Source organism: Butyricicoccus sp. AM05-1 (genome assembly GCF_003474415.1).
Taxonomy (GTDB): Bacteria; Bacillota; Clostridia; order Oscillospirales; family Butyricicoccaceae; genus Agathobaculum; species Agathobaculum butyriciproducens.
The window spans coordinates 207417-226674 of sequence record NZ_QUDG01000005.1; the positions used below are offsets into that span (position 1 = coordinate 207417).

The 19258-nt window shown below is 58.6% G+C and carries 32 protein-coding genes; all 32 read left to right on the top strand.

Going from position 1 to position 19258, the window contains the following annotated elements:
* Nucleotides 1-2 precede the first annotated feature (2 nt).
* The 32 genes from DW088_RS09325 (at nt 3) to DW088_RS09480 (ending at nt 19247) form a co-directional block, all read left to right on the top strand.
* Entirely contained in the window at nt 3-464 is a 462-nt protein-coding gene (locus tag DW088_RS09325) for a helix-turn-helix domain-containing protein (RefSeq protein ID WP_158574653.1), read from the top strand.
* Nucleotides 461-754 (top strand): hypothetical protein, encoded by a 294-nt coding sequence (locus DW088_RS09330; RefSeq protein WP_118360494.1) that lies wholly within the window; start codon nt 461-463, stop codon nt 752-754. Before DW088_RS09325 ends, DW088_RS09330 begins: the two co-directional genes overlap by 4 nt.
* Nucleotides 747-956: a hypothetical protein gene (locus tag DW088_RS09335; protein ID WP_118360495.1), complete on the top strand. Its 210-nt coding sequence runs from the start codon at nt 747-749 to the stop codon at nt 954-956. The genes DW088_RS09330 and DW088_RS09335 overlap by 8 nt, the downstream gene beginning before the upstream one ends.
* Nucleotides 953-1714 carry a hypothetical protein gene (locus DW088_RS09340; protein ID WP_117490877.1) on the top strand — a complete coding sequence of 254 codons (762 nt, stop codon included), beginning with the start codon at nt 953-955 and terminating at the stop codon, nt 1712-1714. Before DW088_RS09335 ends, DW088_RS09340 begins: the two co-directional genes overlap by 4 nt.
* Entirely contained in the window at nt 1708-2997 is a 1290-nt protein-coding gene (locus DW088_RS09345; RefSeq protein WP_118360496.1) for a replicative DNA helicase, read from the top strand. Before DW088_RS09340 ends, DW088_RS09345 begins: the two co-directional genes overlap by 7 nt.
* Nucleotides 2998-3122: 125 nt before the next feature.
* Nucleotides 3123-3356 (top strand): hypothetical protein, encoded by a 234-nt coding sequence (locus DW088_RS09350; protein WP_117490881.1) that lies wholly within the window; start codon nt 3123-3125, stop codon nt 3354-3356.
* Nucleotides 3346-3720, top strand: a complete 375-nt coding sequence (locus DW088_RS09355; protein WP_118360497.1) for a hypothetical protein — start codon at nt 3346-3348, stop codon at nt 3718-3720. The genes DW088_RS09350 and DW088_RS09355 overlap by 11 nt, the downstream gene beginning before the upstream one ends.
* 25 nt (nt 3721-3745) lie before the next feature.
* Nucleotides 3746-4510 carry a ParA family protein gene (locus DW088_RS09360; protein ID WP_118360498.1) on the top strand — a complete coding sequence of 255 codons (765 nt, stop codon included), beginning with the start codon at nt 3746-3748 and terminating at the stop codon, nt 4508-4510.
* Between the two features lies 1 nt (nt 4511).
* Nucleotides 4512-5867: a ParB/RepB/Spo0J family partition protein gene (locus tag DW088_RS09365; RefSeq protein WP_118360499.1), complete on the top strand. Its 1356-nt coding sequence runs from the start codon at nt 4512-4514 to the stop codon at nt 5865-5867.
* A complete protein-coding gene (locus tag DW088_RS09370) occupies nt 5867-6130 on the top strand; it encodes a hypothetical protein (RefSeq protein ID WP_118360500.1) in 264 nt (87 codons plus the stop codon). The genes DW088_RS09365 and DW088_RS09370 overlap by 1 nt, the downstream gene beginning before the upstream one ends.
* 717 nt (nt 6131-6847) lie before the next feature.
* Nucleotides 6848-7678, top strand: coding sequence for a rolling circle replication-associated protein (locus DW088_RS09385; protein ID WP_147356560.1), 831 nt, complete (start codon nt 6848-6850; stop codon nt 7676-7678).
* A 10-nt stretch (nt 7679-7688) separates the two neighbouring features.
* A complete protein-coding gene (locus tag DW088_RS09390; RefSeq protein WP_117491015.1) occupies nt 7689-7856 on the top strand; it encodes a cysteine-rich KTR domain-containing protein in 168 nt (55 codons plus the stop codon).
* 64 nt (nt 7857-7920) lie between these two features.
* Complete coding sequence (locus DW088_RS09395; RefSeq protein ID WP_117490897.1) at nt 7921-8124, top strand: hypothetical protein; 204 nt, start codon at nt 7921-7923, stop codon at nt 8122-8124.
* Complete coding sequence (locus DW088_RS09400; RefSeq protein ID WP_117490899.1) at nt 8114-8488, top strand: HNH endonuclease; 375 nt, start codon at nt 8114-8116, stop codon at nt 8486-8488. Before DW088_RS09395 ends, DW088_RS09400 begins: the two co-directional genes overlap by 11 nt.
* Nucleotides 8489-8666: 178 nt before the next feature.
* Nucleotides 8667-9293, top strand: a complete 627-nt coding sequence (locus DW088_RS09405; RefSeq protein ID WP_118360504.1) for a ParB/Srx family N-terminal domain-containing protein — start codon at nt 8667-8669, stop codon at nt 9291-9293.
* Nucleotides 9294-9310: 17 nt separating this feature from the next.
* A complete protein-coding gene (locus DW088_RS09410) occupies nt 9311-9943 on the top strand; it encodes a DNA-methyltransferase (protein WP_199720427.1) in 633 nt (210 codons plus the stop codon).
* 11 nt (nt 9944-9954) lie between these two features.
* Nucleotides 9955-10473 (top strand): phage terminase small subunit P27 family, encoded by a 519-nt coding sequence (locus DW088_RS09415; protein WP_118360505.1) that lies wholly within the window; start codon nt 9955-9957, stop codon nt 10471-10473.
* 241 nt (nt 10474-10714) lie between these two features.
* Nucleotides 10715-10870 carry a hypothetical protein gene (locus DW088_RS15880; protein WP_158574654.1) on the top strand — a complete coding sequence of 52 codons (156 nt, stop codon included), beginning with the start codon at nt 10715-10717 and terminating at the stop codon, nt 10868-10870.
* 132 nt (nt 10871-11002) lie between these two features.
* Nucleotides 11003-11527 (top strand): DUF6378 domain-containing protein, encoded by a 525-nt coding sequence (locus tag DW088_RS16300; RefSeq protein WP_243029861.1) that lies wholly within the window; start codon nt 11003-11005, stop codon nt 11525-11527.
* Nucleotides 11520-11852: a hypothetical protein gene (locus tag DW088_RS09425; RefSeq protein WP_118360506.1), complete on the top strand. Its 333-nt coding sequence runs from the start codon at nt 11520-11522 to the stop codon at nt 11850-11852. Before DW088_RS16300 ends, DW088_RS09425 begins: the two co-directional genes overlap by 8 nt.
* Nucleotides 11853-12086: 234 nt before the next feature.
* Complete coding sequence (locus DW088_RS09430) at nt 12087-12350, top strand: hypothetical protein (protein WP_117490909.1); 264 nt, start codon at nt 12087-12089, stop codon at nt 12348-12350.
* On the top strand, nt 12350-12502 hold the full coding sequence (locus DW088_RS15885) for a hypothetical protein (protein ID WP_158574655.1): 153 nt from the start codon (nt 12350-12352) through the stop codon (nt 12500-12502). The genes DW088_RS09430 and DW088_RS15885 overlap by 1 nt, the downstream gene beginning before the upstream one ends.
* 12 nt (nt 12503-12514) lie before the next feature.
* Complete coding sequence (locus tag DW088_RS09435; protein WP_118360507.1) at nt 12515-13783, top strand: phage portal protein; 1269 nt, start codon at nt 12515-12517, stop codon at nt 13781-13783.
* Nucleotides 13783-14883, top strand: a complete 1101-nt coding sequence (locus DW088_RS09440; protein ID WP_117490913.1) for a phage tail sheath C-terminal domain-containing protein — start codon at nt 13783-13785, stop codon at nt 14881-14883. The genes DW088_RS09435 and DW088_RS09440 overlap by 1 nt, the downstream gene beginning before the upstream one ends.
* A 38-nt stretch (nt 14884-14921) precedes the next feature.
* Complete coding sequence (locus DW088_RS09445) at nt 14922-16121, top strand: phage major capsid protein (RefSeq protein ID WP_118360508.1); 1200 nt, start codon at nt 14922-14924, stop codon at nt 16119-16121.
* Between the two features lie 60 nt (nt 16122-16181).
* Entirely contained in the window at nt 16182-16610 is a 429-nt protein-coding gene (locus DW088_RS09450) for a phage tail tube protein (protein ID WP_118360509.1), read from the top strand.
* A gap of 11 nt (nt 16611-16621) precedes the next feature.
* A complete protein-coding gene (locus DW088_RS09455; RefSeq protein ID WP_118360510.1) occupies nt 16622-17362 on the top strand; it encodes a Clp protease ClpP in 741 nt (246 codons plus the stop codon).
* Nucleotides 17359-17673: a head-tail connector protein gene (locus tag DW088_RS09460; RefSeq protein WP_118360511.1), complete on the top strand. Its 315-nt coding sequence runs from the start codon at nt 17359-17361 to the stop codon at nt 17671-17673. Before DW088_RS09455 ends, DW088_RS09460 begins: the two co-directional genes overlap by 4 nt.
* Nucleotides 17654-18010 carry a head-tail adaptor protein gene (locus DW088_RS09465; RefSeq protein ID WP_117490923.1) on the top strand — a complete coding sequence of 119 codons (357 nt, stop codon included), beginning with the start codon at nt 17654-17656 and terminating at the stop codon, nt 18008-18010. Before DW088_RS09460 ends, DW088_RS09465 begins: the two co-directional genes overlap by 20 nt.
* Nucleotides 18000-18446, top strand: coding sequence for an HK97 gp10 family phage protein (locus tag DW088_RS09470; RefSeq protein ID WP_118360512.1), 447 nt, complete (start codon nt 18000-18002; stop codon nt 18444-18446). Before DW088_RS09465 ends, DW088_RS09470 begins: the two co-directional genes overlap by 11 nt.
* Complete coding sequence (locus DW088_RS09475) at nt 18443-18871, top strand: hypothetical protein (protein ID WP_118360513.1); 429 nt, start codon at nt 18443-18445, stop codon at nt 18869-18871. The genes DW088_RS09470 and DW088_RS09475 overlap by 4 nt, the downstream gene beginning before the upstream one ends.
* Complete coding sequence (locus DW088_RS09480; protein WP_118360514.1) at nt 18864-19247, top strand: hypothetical protein; 384 nt, start codon at nt 18864-18866, stop codon at nt 19245-19247. The genes DW088_RS09475 and DW088_RS09480 overlap by 8 nt, the downstream gene beginning before the upstream one ends.
* The last annotated feature ends 11 nt before the right edge of the window (nt 19248-19258 follow it).

Consider the following 19258-nt stretch of genomic DNA (forward strand, 5'->3'; position numbering starts at 1 on the left):
CGATGGAAAGATACCAGAATATCTACCAAAGTGCCCGCGAAGGTGCGGGTTTGACGCAGGAAAAGGCAGCCGAGATGCTTGGCTGGTCGGTGCGGAATCTGCAGGCCATCGAGCAGGAGGACCGGACACCTACGCCGGTGCGCGTGGCTGAGATGGCAGAGGCGTATCGTGCGCCGTGGCTGCGCGGATATTACTGCAACCGGTGTCCGTTGGGTACACTGTGGCGGCGGCCGGAAAGCAATGTGGAGCTGCAGCAGCTGGCCTTGGAGGTCGGCTTGGAGAGCGAGGACTACGAGCAGGAGCGTGCCGACGCGCACGATCTGGCGATGATCGCCCTCGACCGCAAAATTGACGATGATGAATCACCGCGATATAACGCCATTGTGCAGCGTATGCTGCGGCGGGCTTATCTGGCAGAGATGGCCTTGATCAGCGGCGAGACAGCAAAGGAGCGAGAAAATTGAAAAACGGACAAAGAAAAAACGCCCAGACGGCGGCAACCGTACTGAGCGTCAATGCAAAAACATCTTGTATTTATAATTATACCACCACAGCCATCGACCGTCAAGTACCGGATTTTGAGGTGCTCGATGGCGGCTGTCAGGGCGTGCGCCCTCACATGGTCGGCATTGGCTTTACGCTGCTGCTGCTCACGGCCGGGCTGACGGACAACGGCACGCTGCCGCTGTCCGTCACGGTGCTGGCCGGTATGGTCGGCTTGGCTCTGTTGATGGGAGGGGTACGCAATGCATGAGGTAAACGTGCGGCTGCCAATCCCTGACGAGCTGTGGACAGAAATCGCGGAGCTGGCAGAGAAGAAGAGCAGCCGACCGGGAGAACTGGCTGAATTTCTGGTGATGGTCGGTCTGTATCATCATCTGCGCCAGAACATCGACATGTACAAGGCAAGCATTATGCTGAGCGAGAGGCGAAAGGAGGGGAAGGTTGACACATGACCTATCACTTTGACGGTGATGTTGCGGAGAAATTCGGGACGGATTGCGCGACCTTTATCTCTCATATGCAATACTGGATTGCGAAAAATGCCGCCAACGAGCGGCACTTCTACGAGGGCCGCTATTGGACATACAACAGCCTGTCCGCACTGGAACGACTGTTCCCGTTCTGGACTCGTCGGCAGATTGAGCGCATCATCCGCGACCTCAAAAAAGCCGGCGTTCTGCTGACCGGTCATTACTCTAAAAATTCCTATGACCGGACGACTTTTTACGCCATTGACGAGAGCCGTTTACCCATTCACCAAACCGTGAAATCCATTTCACCAAACGGTGAAATGGATTTACCCGATAACGGAAATGACATTTCACCGAACGGTGAAATCATTAAGGAACAAAATAATACACAAATAGAAGAAGAGTCAAATAAGACGAAAATAAGCAAAGCCCAGCAGGTCGTTGACCGGTACAACGCCATCTGCACCAACCTGCCGAGAGTCGTCCGGCTGACGGACAAGCGCCGCCGAGCGGTGCGCCTGATCCACGACAAGGGCTACACGCCGGAGCAGCTCGATGAGGCGTTTCGCAGGGCACAGGCGAGCAGCTTTTGCGCCGGCCAGAACGACCGCCATTGGAAGGCCGATTTTGACTGGCTGCTGAACGAGAATAATCTGGTCAAGGTGCTTGAGGGCAAGTACGATAATCCGTCGTCATCAAAGCCGCCGCGGAAGAAAGCAGAGGAGGTGGAAGAATGGTAGCACCGCTTGATGCGGAATACAGCGTGATTGGCTCACTGCTGCTCGAGCCACAGATTGCTGGTGAGCTGTTCGCAGCAACGAGCGAGCAGGACTTCACTCGCGAGGAACTGCGCAACGTATATCTGGCAGCCCGGCAGATTTTCAACGCGGGCAAGCCGCTTGATGCAGTCACGCTTCGCGCGGCTGTCGGCAAAGAATACGAGCCGCTGTTCTTCGACTGCATGGAAGTCACCCTGACCGGCCGACGTTGGAAAGCCTATGTTGCTGCGATGCAGGAGCAGACCCGAGTGACCCGCCTGCACGAGCTGGCGGACCGGCTGGCTCAGATTCAGACCAGCGAGGAAGGCCGCGAGCTGATCGCACAGGCCAGCGCCGCAGCAGGGGAGCGGTCGGGCGTTCAGATCGTGACGATGCAGGACGCGCTGGTCAACTTCGTGGAGGAGCAATCCACTAAGCGCAAGTTTATCAGCTACGGATTCAGCCGCCTTGACGGCCGCCTGTACAGCGATTACGGTGATTTCGTCGTGCTGGCCGGCAGACCGTCGGCGGGCAAGACAGCAATGGCTCTGCAGATGGCGGTACACATGGGACGGCACGACAAGGTTGGCTTTTACAGTCTGGAAACATCACCGGCCAAGCTGACCAACCGCATCATTGCCAATCGTGCAATCGTGGACTTCGGCCGTATCAACCGCCGAGAGATGACGCAGGAAGAATGGGAGCGCGTGGTGCGACTGAAAGGCGAGATTATGGAGAGCGATGTTGAACTCATTCCGGCCAGCGGCTGGAGTGTGCAGGATATTCTCTCGACCGCCTTACAGCGCCGGCACAAGATCATCTTTATCGACTATCTCCAGCAGCTGACCTGCCGCGGCAAGGATCGCTTTGAGCAGGTAACGCGCATTTCTCTGGATTTGCACGCAATGGCGCAGACACACGGTATTCTGGTTGTGGCGCTCAGTCAGCTCAACCGTGCATCAACCGCAAGACCTGACGCAGCACCGACGCTCACCGATCTGCGTGAGTCCGGTCAGATTGAGCAGGACGCCGATGCCGTGCTGGCGCTGTACATCAACGAGGAAGAAAACGCACCACCGAACGAGCGCTGCCTGCAGGTGCTGAAAAACAAAGAAGGTCGGCTCGGCAAGGTTCGGCTCGACTTTGACGGCAACCTGCAGCAGTTTGCCGAGTACATGGACGGCCAGAGGGAAGTGATCCTGCAGACCGCCAGAATGGAGAAAAAGCATGAAGCTAAGAAAAGCAATCCCAAGGCTGCGGTTTGAGCGCCGCCGACTGTACGCACAGAGTAAGGTTTGTTCACCTGAAATGCGGCGGGAGTACCGTGAGCGGGCAGAGGCCATCGGTGCGGTGCTGAGATATATCAAACGGAACCGGAAGGAGCGACAGCATGATTGAGATTAAAATTGACGGGACAACGGTTGAAATTATGGCAAATCCTCGTGATGATGACGATTTGCTTTGTGATTCCGCGCGAGTGCTGTGTGCCTTGCAGTATGTTGCGCGTAAATACATCATCCGCGAGATTGCAGACAGCATGATCAAGCAACTGTGCGAGATGCTGATGAATGGCGATTTTGATAGCGCCGAGTTTAAGCCACACGAGGTGCAGCATGGCAGCTGAGACACGCCGCGTCATTTGGCGGCACCCGAAGGGAATCTATGAAACAGTTGAGGTTTCCGGCACCGGAGTCTTTGGCGTGCCGTATAGCTACCGGGAAACCGTCTACACAGCGAACCGCGACGCACGCGGCGTGGCCCACAAGGAAATCCAGCCTGCACCGCCGAACGGCGGCAGACCGGCCGGAGGTCCGCGCATACCGTTAACGGATAAGGAAGAAAAGGAAATCTGCGAAATGTACGAGACAATGCCGCTTGCAATCGTGGCGGCAAGTATGCACCGCTCAAGCAAAACGGTGCGAGCGGTGCTCGAAAAGCATGGTGTTACGATGCGGAAATACGGTCCGCGCACAAAGAAAAAACACTGAAACAAGAAAAAGGAGCGAAAACATCTTGAAAACGATTAGCATAGTCAATTTGAAGGGCGGCGTCGGCAAGACCGTCACCGCGGTAAATCTGGCGGCAATCCTCGCCACCGACTACGAAAAGCGCGTGCTGCTGGTGGACGTAGATCATCAGGGCAACGCAAGCCGCTACTGCGGCGTGAATACCGAGGAGCGCGGCGGTCTGGCCGCTCTGCTCACCGGCGGCGCTGTCTGCTACGACGAGGTGGTCGAGATGGCGACGATGTCCGGCGTGGACGTGATCCCGGCCGACATGTCGCTCGCAACGCTCGGCGTGGATGGCGGGTGCACGTCACAGATGGCGGTCCGCGCGATGCGTGACCTGCGCGACGCAGTGATCGAGGACGACAGCTACGACTTCATCATTTTCGACTGTCCGCCGGCATTCTCACAGGCGAGCATCGGCGCGATTGCGGCCAGCAGCGATGTGATTATCCCGCTCAGGATTGGCCGCTTCGAGATCGAGGGCATGGACGAACTGATCGAGCAGATCGAGAGCGTCCGCAAGATCAACCCGGCGACGCGCATCGCCGGTGCGCTGCTGACGATGTGGCACAATTCGCCCGTCCAGCGCGACGGCGAGGAGTACATCCGGGAGACCTGCCCGGTGCGCGTATTCCGGACGATGATCCGGCGCACGGACAAGGTCGACGAGGCGGTTTTCGCACGCAAGGCCGTCGCGGAGTGGTCGCCGACCTCGGCGGCCGCCCGAGATTACCGGGCGTGGGTTGAAGAACTCATGGAGGTGCTTTGAGATGGCAAAGAAATTTAATCTTGCGGAGCTGATGGGCGAGGCGGTGTCCAAATCGGACACCGGAGAAATGCGGGTGGAGCAGATCCCACTCGCCGAAATTGAGGAGAACGAGAACAACAGCTACGCGCAGAATGACATTGACGAGTTGGCGGAGTCCATCAAGGTTATCGGCTTGCAGCAGCCGCTTGTGGTACGCCGCAAGACCGAGGGCGGGTACTTACTCCTTGCAGGACACCGCCGGAGGAATGCACTGGCGCTGCTCGACCGCAAGACCGCGCCCTGTATTGTGCTCGATGCCGACCTTGACCCGTCCATCCAGACGCTGATCCTGCACTGGACAAACACCATGGCGCGCGGTGGCGGCGGTCTGACTGCCGAGTACACCGGTCAGGCCGCCAAGGAGATTGAGGCCGCGCTCAAGGACCTGCAGGCCCGCGGCGTGGTCGAGCTGCCGGGCAAGCTGCGCAGTTATGTTGCCGAGGTGCTCAAAACGTCCGAGAGCCAGATCGCCAGGGCAAAGGCAATCGACAACGGCCTGACCGACGAGTGGAAAGAGCTGTTTCGGGAGCACCGCATTAACGACAGCGCCGCCTACGAGCTGAGCCAGTGCGATGCGGACCTGCAAAGGGAGCTGCACGGCGCGTACAAGGACCGCTATTGGAATTTAGACGCCAAGAAAATTAAAGCGCATCGCAAGGCGGCGGAATTTGACTTTACACCGCTGACCTGCCCGGAGGCATCGCCCTGCATAGAGCCTTGCACCGGCGCAGACAAGCGTGCCGCATGGGTGAAAGATGGCTATTGTGACGGCTGCTGCCATGAGTGCTCGCTTGCCGCCAACTGTGACCGCGTGTGCGGCAAGGTTAAGCAGCGCCTCAAAAACGAACAGGAAAAGGCTGAGCGCGAGGAAAACCACGAGCAGCAGATTGCAGCGTTTAACGCCTCACCGTTAGCAAAGGCGCGGCGCAACATCCGGTTTGCGCTGGCGTGCAAGGATATCCGCAACGTGGACGATCTGCCCGAAGCTCGCCACCAGTGGTATATGAGTTGGCTGTGGTCAGCAGATCCGCTTGCTTATCATGCACCCGACCTCAGCGACCTTTTCGAGGTGGCGCAGGCGCTTGAAATTGACCCATTTGAGATGATTTGCGGACGGGAGAGCGGCAGCGTTTGGCATGAGTACACCGATGAGCGGCCGCCGGAGGGCGCTCGGGTGCTGTGCAAGCTGTGCGGCTGCACTAATCGCTACGGTGAGTATGTTTACCGCGGCGGCAAGTGGTTCTTCCCGGATCTGGACGATGAAGCATGCGAGGCAAATATTCTCGTCAGCTCGTGGACGGAGGTGTTCCCGGAATAATGGCGAAGTGTAAATTTTGCGGGGAGCCGGTTAAGGCGGCACCCGTGTTTCATGCCGTGTGCATAGAAAAGCAGCTCAATGACATGGAGCAGGATATGCGGCTGCTGGTGTCCGGTGATGCAGACCCGTGCGAGATGTGCGCGCACTGCTGCGCTGACGGTAAGCCGGTGTACCGGCCTAACGAGGAGTACATGGCGTTCTGCGATAAGTGCGATGAGGATTACAGTGAATTTGTCTGGAGGGGTCGCAATGAGGACAGCTGAACAGGCGATGTCGGACAAGCTCAAAGAGCTGAGGAAGGAGATGATTAGGAGTGGGAACGCCTGAGTGCTACTACTGCAAAGCAAAAGAACACTGCATCGCCGCTGCTCAGCCGGGTTCTGTGGTGTGCATGATGAACCGCATGAGATACGGCGGAACACACGCGGATGACGCTCCGCCGAGAACGGAAGCGGTGTATTGCCAGTTTTGCGGACAGCCGTTAAAGGTAATTGGTCAGAAACGGTTTTGCAATAATACTCGTTGCCTGAACCGCTATAACGATGTCTGATAGGAGGATAAGCATGAATACAAAAGGAAATGAGGGAAACGAATGAACAAAAACGTTAAAAAGCGAGAGACACGGCAGGATGTGTTTCTCCGTAATCATCCGAGAATAAGCTATGAAGATGAAAACGGTGTGCTTAAATTTTGCCCGTCAATGATCGACAGCCTATACCACTGTGAACAGTATTTTATCGGGAAAGAGTATATTAGTTGCGATGCTTGCAGACACCGCTACTGGACGAAGGAGGTGAGTGAAAATGGCAGAATATATTGACCGTGAAGCTTGCCGCATAGCGGTCGAAATCATGTGTCAGCATCTAAAGGACTAAAAAATATTTGACAAACCGAAATTTTGCGGATATTCTATAAAACTACACGCGGACGGGGAAACTCGTCCGCTGTGGTGTTCAAATTGGACACCGATGGAGGCAGAGATGAAGAGGAGAAAGACAACCAGGGCCGGGCGGCTGGTGTGGGATATCACCTACACGGTGCCGCGACCAAATGCCAGCAAGCAGGAGCGCAAGCGCATCCGCGAAGTGACGGAGGAACAGATCCAACGCACCAACGCCAACACGGCGCAGCGCAAACTGGAAATGCTGATGGCGACCAACTTTGACGAGGGCGATTTAGTGCTCACCGTCACCTACCGAGATGCAGATCTGCCGGACAGCGCCGACATGACGCGCAAGCACCTCGGCAAAGTGTTCTCGCAGATGAGGGCCTACCGCAAAGCACGAGACTTGCCAGAGCTGAAATACATCTATATTTTGGAGGGCAGGCACGGTGACCACCGGCCGCACGCGCATATTATTATCAATGCCACAGGTGGTGACTTGGAGCTGATGCGGTCACTCTGGATCTGGGGCGACGACATACAGCTTAATTATATTAGAGAGCGCGGCTACGACGGCTGGGCAGGCTATCTCACCAAGGAGCGACGCGAGGCATCGCTCAACGGTAAAAAGCAGTTTGTCGGCAGCCGCAACCTTGACCGACCGGTCACAACCTATGCATGGGTGGATGACGGCACGACCGTTGATGCACCGCCCGGAGCACAGGTGCTCGATGAGGGCGGCGGCAGAAATGAGATTGCATCCTGCCGATTTGTTAAATATTTAATGCCGAAAAATACCTATTATAATACACACGCAACGCGCACACGCACGCGCGTTGTTGCTGGCTTGGAATGCTCTATAACATTTGACACGGTTGCGGAGAAACGAAAGCGAACAGGTAGACAAAGGAGGATGAAAGGTGTATAATCAAAAAAGAATGAAGATCAGGTGTCCGCGATGCGGAAAGCCCACAAAGGTTTGGGTAACGCCTGATTCGACCGTGCTACAGCGGTTCCCGTTGTGGTGCGAAAAGTGCAAACACGAGTCCATCGTTGATTTCGACGGTGCAAGCCAACGTCTTAGCAGACAGGAGCTGACTTCGTAACACCAAGCAAAGGTGTTGCAAGTTAGCTCCTGTTTTTTATTTTGCCGGAAAGGCGGTGAGTGTCGTGCAAACGGTGCGCGAGATGATACCTGAGTACAAGCGCAACCTCGACCGGCTGCGTCAGCGGCGGCTTGATCTGCTGAGGGAACGCGAGTTTGAACCGAGCTTTGAGAAGCGCTACAAGCTGACCGAGCGGATCGTCCGGATTAACAAGATTATCGCCAGCAGCGCAGCTGCTCTGCACGACATGCTCGAGTATGACAAGTAAGCCGCTGAGGCCGTGCCTGCATCCCGGCTGCCGGGAACTGGTGCGGTGCGGGTACTGTGACAAGCACAGACCCAAGGACAGCGCACGGCGCAGCACAGAGAGCCGCCGGTGGCGTGGCTGGTACAGCCTGCCGATCTGGACGGACAACCTGCGGCCGGCACAGCTGCTGCGTGAGCCGTGGTGCCGCGAGTGCGCACGGCAAGGCCGCCGAGTCCGAGCGACAGACGTTGACCACATCGAGCCGCATAACGGAGACTGGCAGCGCTTTACCGACCCAAGCAACCTGCAAAGCCTGTGCCACGGTTGCCACAGCGCAAAGACCATGGCCGAAAGCAGGGCTAAAGGCAAGACGAAACGGCGCTGAAAGGCAGAAGGCTTGGACGGGCGCAGGCAGGTGGGTGTGCGCGAACTTGGCGAGAAATCTCAAGATTTCTCGGAGTCCCCCCGCCCTCGGAAAGTTTTGCGGCGGGGCGCTCTTGACCGCAGCCCCCCATTCGTGCGAGATTTTTTCCCAATGGAGCGGGAATTTTGGAGGTTTTGGAATGGCAAACAAGAAAAGCGTCGGTCCGGCAGGGCCGGGCGAGGTAAAAGCGGCGTGGTTTATGCCGGAACAGATGGTGCGCGTGCCGATCGGGGAGCTGGTGCCCTATGCGCGAAATGCGAGGACACACAGCGAGAGCCAGATCGCGCAGATCAGAGCGAGCCTGCGGGAGTTTGGCTTTGTCAATCCGGTAATCATCGACAGCGACCGGAATATCATCGCCGGACACGGGCGCGTGCTGGCGGCCAAGGCCGAGGGCATGACCGAGGTGCCGTGCGTGCTGGTCGAGCACCTGACGGACGCACAGCGCCGCGCGTATATTCTGGCGGACAACCGGCTTGCGGAGCAGTCCGGCTGGGACACCGAGATGCTGGCGCTGGAGCTGGGCGAGATTCAGGCCGCGGGCATGGACCTGACAATCACCGGATTCTCGGCAGCTGATTTGGAAATGGAAGACCCGAACGAAGAACCACCTGCCGCCGAAGATGACGGCGACAGCGGCGAACCGGATGCCGATACACCCAGCCGCGCCCAGGACGGCGATGTGTGGAAACTCGGAGACCACGTTCTTTTGTGTGGAAATTGTACCGAAAAACCGCATTTAGACAAAATTTTCGGGGGGGGGTAACACAAAAAGTTGATTTATTGCTTACTGACCCGCCGTATGGCGTCGATTACGTCGGCAAGACCGGCGATGCAATGACCATCGAGAATGATGGCGTTGACCGTGACGCGCTGCTGAAACTGCTGACCGGCTCGTTTGATGCTGTCAGCGAGTGGCTGCGAGAGGGCGCAGCGTATTACATCTGGTGTGCGAGCAAAACGTGGGATGTGTTCGCTCAGGCGGTTGAACAGCTTGGATGGCCGGTGCGCGAGCAGCTGATCTGGAACAAGGACTGCTTTGTGATGGGCCGCCAGGACTACCAGTGGAAACACGAGCCGTGTCTGTACGGCTGGAAGCCGGGAGCCGCGCACAAGTGGTGCAGCGACCGCAGCCAAACGACCGTGATCGACTGTCCTCGACCCAAGGCGAACCGCGACCACCCGACCATGAAACCGATTCCGCTGTTTGACTACCTGATCCGCAACAGCACGGACGTTGGTGACACGGTGTATGACCCGTTCTGCGGCAGCGGCACGACGCTGTTGGCTTGCGAGCAGGCAAACCGTAAATGCGTGGCGGTAGAGCTGTCGCCGCGGTACTGCGATGTAATTTTACGCCGATGGGAGACACTGACCGGCCGCAAGGCCGAGCGGCTTCGGAATTTGAGAGAGTGAGGTGACGAGATATGCCAGCAAGCAAGCCAATTCCGCGGGAGGCGGACGGGACGGTGGACATCAAGCAGGCGCGAAAGCGCATGGCAGGACACCGTACAAACGCCGAGATCGAGGCAAAAGCCAAAAGCGAGGTGCGGGCGAAGGAGCCGAAACGCATCACGGTGCCCAAGTATCTGCCGCAGGTGATGGAGGCAGAATACCGGCTGACTGCGAAAAAGCTGGTTGCCCTGCATATCTTTTCCGACCTTGACTATGACATGCTTGCGCGGTATTTTATCGCTCGCGCCGCATGGCAGAACGCCCAGAACTGGGCGAACCGTGCGATCATGCAGGGCGACGCCAAGGAGGCGGGCAGCTGGACCAAGACGGCGAACGTTTACTTTGGTCAGTGCCAGAGCTGTGCGTCGGCGCTCGGTCTGAGCGTGTCGGCGCGGTGCCGCCTCGTGATGCCGGAGCCGCCCAAGGATGAGGCCGACGAGGACCCGCTCAGCAAAATGCTGCGCGAGCGGGCAGAGCGCCGGAAGGCGTGAGACATACGTCCGAGGTTGTGACGGGCAGTGTAATGCCTGCTCGAGCTTCGACCTTTGGCGGTAGGTGAGTTTTGTGATATTTCCTCGCCTGTCCGTCAGAGCCTCGGACAGCTTCCTGCGCTGCGGCGGACGGTGGTCAGCCATTACGCCGTCCCCCACATCAAAGTGGCAAGGATACAAGCGGGTGCACCCGGAATGCAGACGAGTGGGTGCGTCCGCCGGAGCGCAGGAGGAGCAAACAATGCAAGATCGAACAATCTGTCCGGCTATGTGCCCGATGCTCAACGTCCAGGGCTTTTGCGAGAGCGCATGGAGACGGGCAGGCCAGGTGCGGGAGTGCCCGCATAAGAAAATGCGCAAGGCGGTGTCCAACTTGAACACCGCAGACAAAAAGTAAAATCCGGTGCTGTGACGGGCGACCCACCCGAAACACCTTACCTATTTCTTTTGGCGGCGGCGAGGGTTTGTCCTCTTGTACCTCGCCCGTCCGTCAGAGCACCGGATGGTGCAAATTATGGAGGTTTTGACAATGACAATCAACAAAGCAACTCGGTCTGTGGATTTATTCAACACAATTCGCGGTGCTGCCGTCGCAATGATGGCGCAGACGCCGGAAAGTCCCGACTTGCAGGAACGTCTGCGTAAGCTGCAGACGACGCTTGCTGAATATCTCGGCTCGGCGGCGAGCGAGGGCATCCTCGTGGAACCGGACCCGATTGCGACTGAGGACAACTGCACCTATGGTGGCGGTGAGATGCCGCGTCTGACCCGCGCCGAGGTGCTGCACCGTGCCGAGCAGTGTGTCTGCGGCGAGCGTGAGCAGGACTACGGCACGCCGGAGGACAATTTTGAGACGATCGCGGAATTTTGGGAAACATACCTCAGTCGCGCGTGCGTGGATGAGGCGGGCTGTGTGTATATCGACGCAACCGATGTCGCCATGATGATGGCGCTGCTCAAGATTGCGCGTATTGCAGGCGGTTCGGGCACGCGAGACAGCTTTATCGACCTTGCAGGCTATGCGGCGTGCGGCGGAGAGTGCGCCGATGTATGACCGCGAGGAGTATGAGTGGTATAAGACGCACGGCATCTGCGTCCGCTGCCGCAAGGCTAAAGCACGCCGCGGCCGCACGACCTGCGCCGCGTGTGCGGCTCAAAACACGGAGCGCACCTTGCGGTATTTTAACGAGCTGACCGCCGAGAAGCGCAAGGAATACTCTCAGCGAGCCACCGAGAAACAGCGTGAGCGGCGTGACGCTCGCTACGCTGCCGGCCTGTGCGTTATTTGTGGCAAGCGACCGCCGAGAGACAACCGCCGGACCTGTGCGCTGTGCAGCAGCAAGCGCACAGCCGCACAGCAGAAACAGGCGGAAAAGTGACAACAGCATTCCGGTGCTGTGACGGGCGGCAGCAGCTGCCCGAGAAACAACCTCCAAAATAATTTTGCGCAGGGCACGGCGGTAACGGAACGCCGCCGCGTCCGTCAGAGCACCGGAAATCAATTTAACAGAGCCGACGCGGGAAAGCGGTAGAGAGCCAGAGCCTGAGAGCCAGAGCCAACGAGCAATTTGTCTCGTCGGCTCTTAATTTTTGCTCGGAAAGGGGTGAGAGAGATGGCAAAGAAAGAAAAACGCATCGACTACATCAGCAAAGCGGAGGATATCCGCCTGATTGCGAGCGGTGTGAACGCTGAGCACCGCACTATGACCTGGCGCGAGGCGACCGAATATTGGGAGCGCGACAACGGCACCGACGATTACGGCCGTGCGGCGCTGATGGCGTACCTCGGCATTGCGACGGCAGGCGAGTGTGCACTGCTGGATAATCTGGTTGACGCGCCGGAGGATGACGCACCGACAGAGGAGGAAAGTGAATGATGAAGAAAATCGTAGTCGCGCTGCTGTCTGACGCTCTGCTGTTGGGCGGCGTGGTTGTTATTATGGTTGGACTCTACACGATTTGGCCGCCGCTGGCCGCAATCGCGGGCGGTGTGCTCGCTATCTTGCTGTCGATTTTGATGGTCGTGTAAGGCGGTGCAGCAATGATCGCAGATAAGATTTTACACCGCATTCGTGGTCAGACCACGCTGACGCTGGACGACCCGACCGGATGGAGCACGGGCGGCAGCACCCTGTTCGGCGGCAAGGAAATGCAGGCGATGAAGCTGCCTGCCGTCAACGCCTGCATCGAGATCATCTCGGACAGCGTGGCGAAAATGCCGATCTACCTGATGGACGGCGAGACCCGCGAGCGGGTGCCCGACCATCCGGCGGTGCGGCTGCTGACCGGCAGACCGACCGAGGCCCTGACCGCCTTTGACTATCACAAGCTGATGGAGTCGAGGCGTATTGCGTACGGCAACGCTTACGCGCTCATCCTGCGCGACAAGTGGGGACAGCCGGTGGAGCTGCTGCCAATCGCACCGGGCTATATGCTGCCGATCCTCGACACCAACGCCAAGCTGTGGTATGTCGGCATCAATCCCAAGACGCACGAGTACCGCAAGTTCTGGCCGACCGATGTGCTGCATTACAAGGCATTCAGCACAGACGGCCTTGAGGGCATCAGCTATCTGCGCCGTGGCGCCGAGACCATTGAGGCGGCCTTGCAGGCGCAGCGGTATGAGAGCAATTACTACCGCAACGGCGGTCAGGTGAGCGGCATTCTGACCACCGACACCGACCTCTCGCCAAGGTCGACCACCATCGGCGGCGAGAAGGTGGACATCAAGAGCAAAATCCGTGCCGAGTGGGAAAGCATCCACTCCGGAGCGGACAACGCTTACCGCATTGCGGTGCTGGATAACGGCCTCAAGTACACGCCGCTGACCGCAACAAACCGTGACGCGCAGTTTATCGAGAGCAAGGCTGCCAGCGTCGAGGACATTGCCCGGCTGTTTAACATCCCGTTTTACAAGCTCGGCGCGGGCAAGGAGAGCTATGCCGCCAACACGCAGGCGGCCATTGAGTATATCCAGCGCACGCTCAGCCCAATCGTCAGCGAGCACGAGCAGGAGGACACGCACAAGCTGCTGCTTGAGAGCGAGTGCAGCCGCGGCCTGCAGTTGCGCCGCAACATGATGGGCGAGCTGCGCGGAGACTGGACAGCTCGGGCTGCATGGTACAAGTCCATGCGCGAGATCGGCGCGTACAGTGTGGACGATATCCGCGCACTCGAGGACCTGCCGGACGTACCCGGCGGCGATGACCGTCTGGCAAGCCTTAACTACGTCCCGCTGGAGGACTGGCGGGACCTGAGCCGCCGCCGCAACGGAGCGGACGGCGAGGAACAGAAAGGAGTGACCCCATAATGGCAGTAACAATGCCTAAAATCGAAATCGACTTTGAGCAGCGAGCGGGAGACCTTGCCGAGCGCAGTGAGCGTGGTATTGCGATCCTGATCGTGCGCGACGAAACCAGCAAGGACTTTACCCACAAGCAGTACAGTGATCTGAGCGCCGCGCAGGCCGACGAAAGCCTGTACACGGCGGACAATTACGCCGCTATCTGTGACATGATGGGCTTTGCACCCTATCAGGCGCACATCTTCCGCGCGGATGCGTCCGGTGCGCTGGCGGATACGCTGGCGGCCATCGGCAAGACCGTCAAAACCGGATGGATTGCCGTTGCAGGGCAGAATGCGGCGGACGGTGCGGCTCTGGCTGCCTGGGTTAAGACCCAGGATAATACCCGGAAGAAGACTTACAAGGCGGTCTGCTACAATCTGGCTACTGCGCCGGATGATATGCACGTTGTTAACTATGTCAATGAGTCCGTCACCTATACGGATGATCGCGGTACGCAGGACGGCGTGACCTATCTGCCGAGTCTGCTGGCGATCTTTGCAGTGTGCAACGTTACCCGCGGCTGCACCAATTACGAGTGCAGCAATCTGTCGGAGGTCGTAGAAGTTGACGATAATGACGCGGCACTCGGCACGGGCAAGTTTATCCTCTTCAACGGCGAGGATAACACGGTCCGTATTGCACAGGGTATCAACAGCATGACCACCACGGACGGCAAGACCCGCACGGAAGATATGAAATTTATCGAAACCGTGGAAGCCATGGACATGATGCGTGACGATATCACCGCCGTGTTCCGTGGTACTTATCTCGGCAACTACCGCAACACCAGAGATAATCAGATGCTCCTGCTGTCGTCGCTCAATATGAGCTACTTTAGACAGCTCATGCAGCAGAATATCCTCGACCCGGATTTCGCCAACGCTGCACGCATTGATGTAGACGCACAGAGAGCGGCCTGGATGGCGTCCGGCAAGACGGAGGCGGAAAGCTGGGACGATGACACGGTGAAGGCCAATCCCTTCAAGCGCACCGTGTATCTGACCGCTGACGTTAAGATTCTCAACAGTATGACCGACCTGATTTTCCCGATCACCATGGCGTGACCGGATAACCTACAACAACAATTAAGGAGGCAAGACCTATGAAGAAGAAACTGCTTGACCTGCTCGCTAAGAAGCGCGGCATTGTAGACCGCATGAGACAGGCGGACGCGGCAGGCGATCAGACCGCATTTGACGCGGCGCTGGCAGAGAACACCGCCGTAGATGCGGAGATCGCCCGCGTAAAGGCAATCATGGAAGCCGAGGAGAATGTACCGGCAGAGCCGGAAGGCGTACCGACCAGCGGCACCGATCCTCCGGCGGCAGAGCCGGTCAACAGCCGCGAGTGCGTGCATGCCTTTGCGGAGTGCATCCGCGCCCAGGCACGCGGCCAGCGTGCAGCCTTTGAGTCCAACGCAGACGTTCTGCGCCGTGCCATGGCAGCCGAAAACGCCGGTGCCATGACCGAGGGTGTCGAGGCAGACGGCGGCCTGCTGGTGCCGCAGGACATCCAGACCCGCATTAACGAGCTGCGCCGCTCTCTGGTGCCGCTGTCCGACCTGTTTGCGGTCGAGAATGTATCGTTCCTGTCCGGCTCGCGTGTGGTAGATACCGCGCCGAACAAGGGCTTTACCAAGATTGACGAGATGGATGAGATTCCGCAGGATGACAAGCCGGCGTTCCGCAAGATCGCCTACAAGGTCGAGGACTATGCGCTGATCCTTCCGGTCTCCAACGACCTGCTGCGCGACACCGACGAGGCTCTGCTCGCGTACATCTCGCGCTGGCTGGCGAAGAAGCAGGTCATCACCGAAAATAACCTGCTGGTTGCAAAGCTCGCCGCGCTCGACACCGGCGCCGCAGCCGCGACCGAGACGGACGTTGTAAAGGTGCTGAAGACTGCGCTTAACAAGACGCTCGACCCGGCGATCTCCGCGACGGCACACTTTGTGACCAATCAGGACGGCTTTAACGCCCTCGACCAGCTGGTGGACGGCAATAATCGCCCGCTGCTGCAGCCTGATCCGACCGGCTCGACCGGCAAGCTGCTGTTTGGCCGCGGCATTACCGTTGTGTCTAACGGCATCCTCAAGACCGCGACCAGCAAGGCGCCGATCTACTGCGGTGATTTCACCCAGTACGCTACTTTGTTCCGCCGTCAGCCGCTTGAGATCGCATCGACCGACATCGGCGGCAACGCATGGAAGACCAACAGCACCGAGGTCCGCGCGATCACCCGTCTGGATGCACAGGTGTTCGATTCTGAGGCCGCTGCTGCGGTATCTCTGACCATTGCGTAAGGACTGACCCAAGGGCGGCGCTGCTGCCGCCCTTCCCATTTTTAGAGAGGAGGGCACAGGATGCCTGAATTTAACCCCAATCGCATTATGCACGGCAACGGCGGTCATGCGTGGTTTAACGGCAAAAAGCTGACCACGCTGCAGTCGGTTGAGGCCAAGGTTGCCGGTGATTTTGAGGATATCAACGTGTGCGGTGATCCGGCTACTTACCGTGTATATAACGGCTACTCGGGCGAGGGCACGCTGACCACGCTCAAGATCGACAGTGATGTGCTGAGCCTGATTGCTGCGGCGTATAAGTCTGGAGAGATGCCGACCATCACCATTATCACCAGCCAGACCATGCCTGGCACAAACCGCGCGGAGCGCGTAGCGTACAGCGACATTACGATTGACGAGTTCACGCTCGCAAAGTTTGAAAAGAAGTCCAAGACCGAGGAAGAGATTCCCTTTAAATTCGGTAACTTCGAGGTTCTCGAAACCCTGTAAGGAGGTGCGGCATGAGATTCAGCTTAAACGGTCACATCGTGGCCGACAGTGACGCGCCTATCCTGCGTTGGTGGGGTATCCCGGCGGCCTGTCCGGCGGATATCCGGTCGGCGCTTGCCGAAAATCCCGCAGACGAGGAATTTGTTCTGGAGATCAACTCCGGCGGCGGCTCGGTCTTTGCGGGTTTTGAGATGTACAGCCTGCTGCGCAATGCGTCCCGCCAGGGTGTACATACCCGCGCCGAGGTGCAGAGCCTTGCCGGTTCTGCCGCGTCTGTCGTGATGGCAGGTGCGGATACGGCGGCGTGCTCACCGGTCGGTCAGGTGATGATCCACCTGCCGAGCACGGTCACTGAGGGCAATCAGGGCGTGCACCGCGAGAGCGTGCAGATGCTCGAGAGCATCACCGAGAGCATTATCGCGGCGTACGAGAGCAAGGTCGGCGGCAAGACCAGTCATGACGCACTGCGCCGCATGATGGACCGCGAGACCTTTCTCAGCGCCCGTGCGGCGCTGGACGCCGGTCTGATCGACGAGATCATCGGCGAGGAGCAGCCGGGCGAGCCGCTCAATCTGAACAATATTTACAACGCTTGCGGAGCTGTCCCTGATATGGACAAGCTGCGTGCGGCGTACATCGCTGCACAGAGCCAGAGCCAAGAGCCAGAGCCGCAGCCGGTGTCCAATTTGAACACCGCCCGCAAGCGGGCCATCGCTATCGCTGAGGCAGAACTCCGGGCGGTGGTCGTATGATCACCGCCGAGAGACTGGATGCAATCAAGAAGTACTGTCGTGTCGATTACGATGAGGACGATGCGCAGCTGACCGGCTTTGCGGAGATGAGCGACAGCTATCTCGCGCAGTGCGGTATCACTCGTGACGGCCACGAGGCGATGTATGACCTTATTGTGCAGGCAATGGTGCTGAACCAGTACGAGGGCAAGTGTGCAGACAATGCAGCCGCTGCCCTGGCTACGGTTCCGCCGCTCGTGCGGCAGATGGTAAACCAGCTCAAACTGGTGTGTGCGTTTGGAGGTGCGGGCGATGGCAACACAGGTGCGTGATCTGCGCGACCGCGCCGAGGTATGGCTTGCCGCACCGGTGGAGCAGCCAAACGGCGAGACCGACTACTGCTACACCAAAGCCCGGACAATCTGGGCGGCCGTCAACCCGACAAGCGGGCGCACGGAGACGCTGACCGGTGACGCTGAGCGTGCCGAGATCACGCACCGCGTGGTCTGCCGGAGCGCCAGCCTGCCGGAGCTGTGCCGCGAGATGTACTTTATTATCCGCGGTCAGCGGCTGGATGTGTCGTACTGGCTGCCGATCTATAACCGCCGCGGCTGGGTGGAGATTTACTGCACACTGCGGCAGGGAGAGGTGACACGCGATGGCTCGTGATGGTTTTGACTGCTCGGAGCTGATGGCCTTTGCGGAGGAGCTGGGCGCACAGCCCAAGGAACTGGAGAAGGTGCAGAAAAAGCTGCTCCGAGATCAGGGCAGCAAGCTGCGCCGCAAGACAGCCCAGCAGGCGCGTGCAACGGTCAACCGCACAGCGGTGCACCGCAAAGAGTATGACCGCGCCGCCGGTCAGTACCACAAGAGCATTAAGCGCGGCAAGGTGTACACCAAGGACGGTCAGATGCGTATCCGCGTGTATTCGGGTGACCCAATCGGCCATTTGGTCGAGCAGGAATGGACACCAAAAGCGCGAGACGGCACACGAGGAAAGAAGCAGCTGGGCCGCGAGGTCTTTGACAAGGCCGCGCAGGGCTTTGATGAGCAGTTTCAGCAGGCTGCCGAGGATGCTCTGGACGAGGTGATTAACAAGCTATGATCCGATGGAAAGAGATAGACGACGCGCTCGGCGCGGTGGTAAGCGCGGCGCTTAAGGCCGCCGACCTGCCTGCCGGGCGTATCCGTGACGATGTTAAGGCTCCGCTGGTGCGGCGCAGTTACCGCATTGACGTTGGTCAGACCGACGGCATGGGCACGGACGACTACGCCGAGACCGGCTGCGACATCGAGATATATTTTTATTCCGCCGACGGCAAGCGCCCGCGGGATGAGCTGAACACGGCCGCTGACGCGATCCGCGCGGCTCTGCGGGAAGGCGTGACCGTGCAGGGCGTGGTACTCATCCCGGAGGACGACATCACCTGCGACGCAGACGGCGAGACGCTGGCAGTCATGCTGCGGCTCACCTGGATCGAGACCGCCGAGGAGACCGGCGAATTTATGGAGGAAATGGTATATGGATAAGAAATTACTGGACGCGCTGGCGGCAAAGGCCGAGCAGCGCAAGGCCGACAAGACCAAGGCGAAGCAGTTCGAGGTCGGCGGTCAGAAGCTTGATTTTGTCAAGCTCGGGCACACCGCCCAGCTGGACGCTTATGAGGCGTTTCTGGCGGCACGAGAGCAGCCGTCGCAGATGCTGGATGTCGGTGCACAGCTGATCTATGATTGCTGTCCGGCATTGCAGGACCCGGAGCTGCACACCGCGCTCGGCGTGACCGACCCGTACGACGTTATCTGGGTGCTGATGGATGTCCGCGAGGTCAATGAGCTCGCGGCATCCCTGTTTGCCTGGCTCGGTCTGATTGCCGGTGATGAGGATGAGGACCCGGCAAAAAACTGATTGAGCGCGAC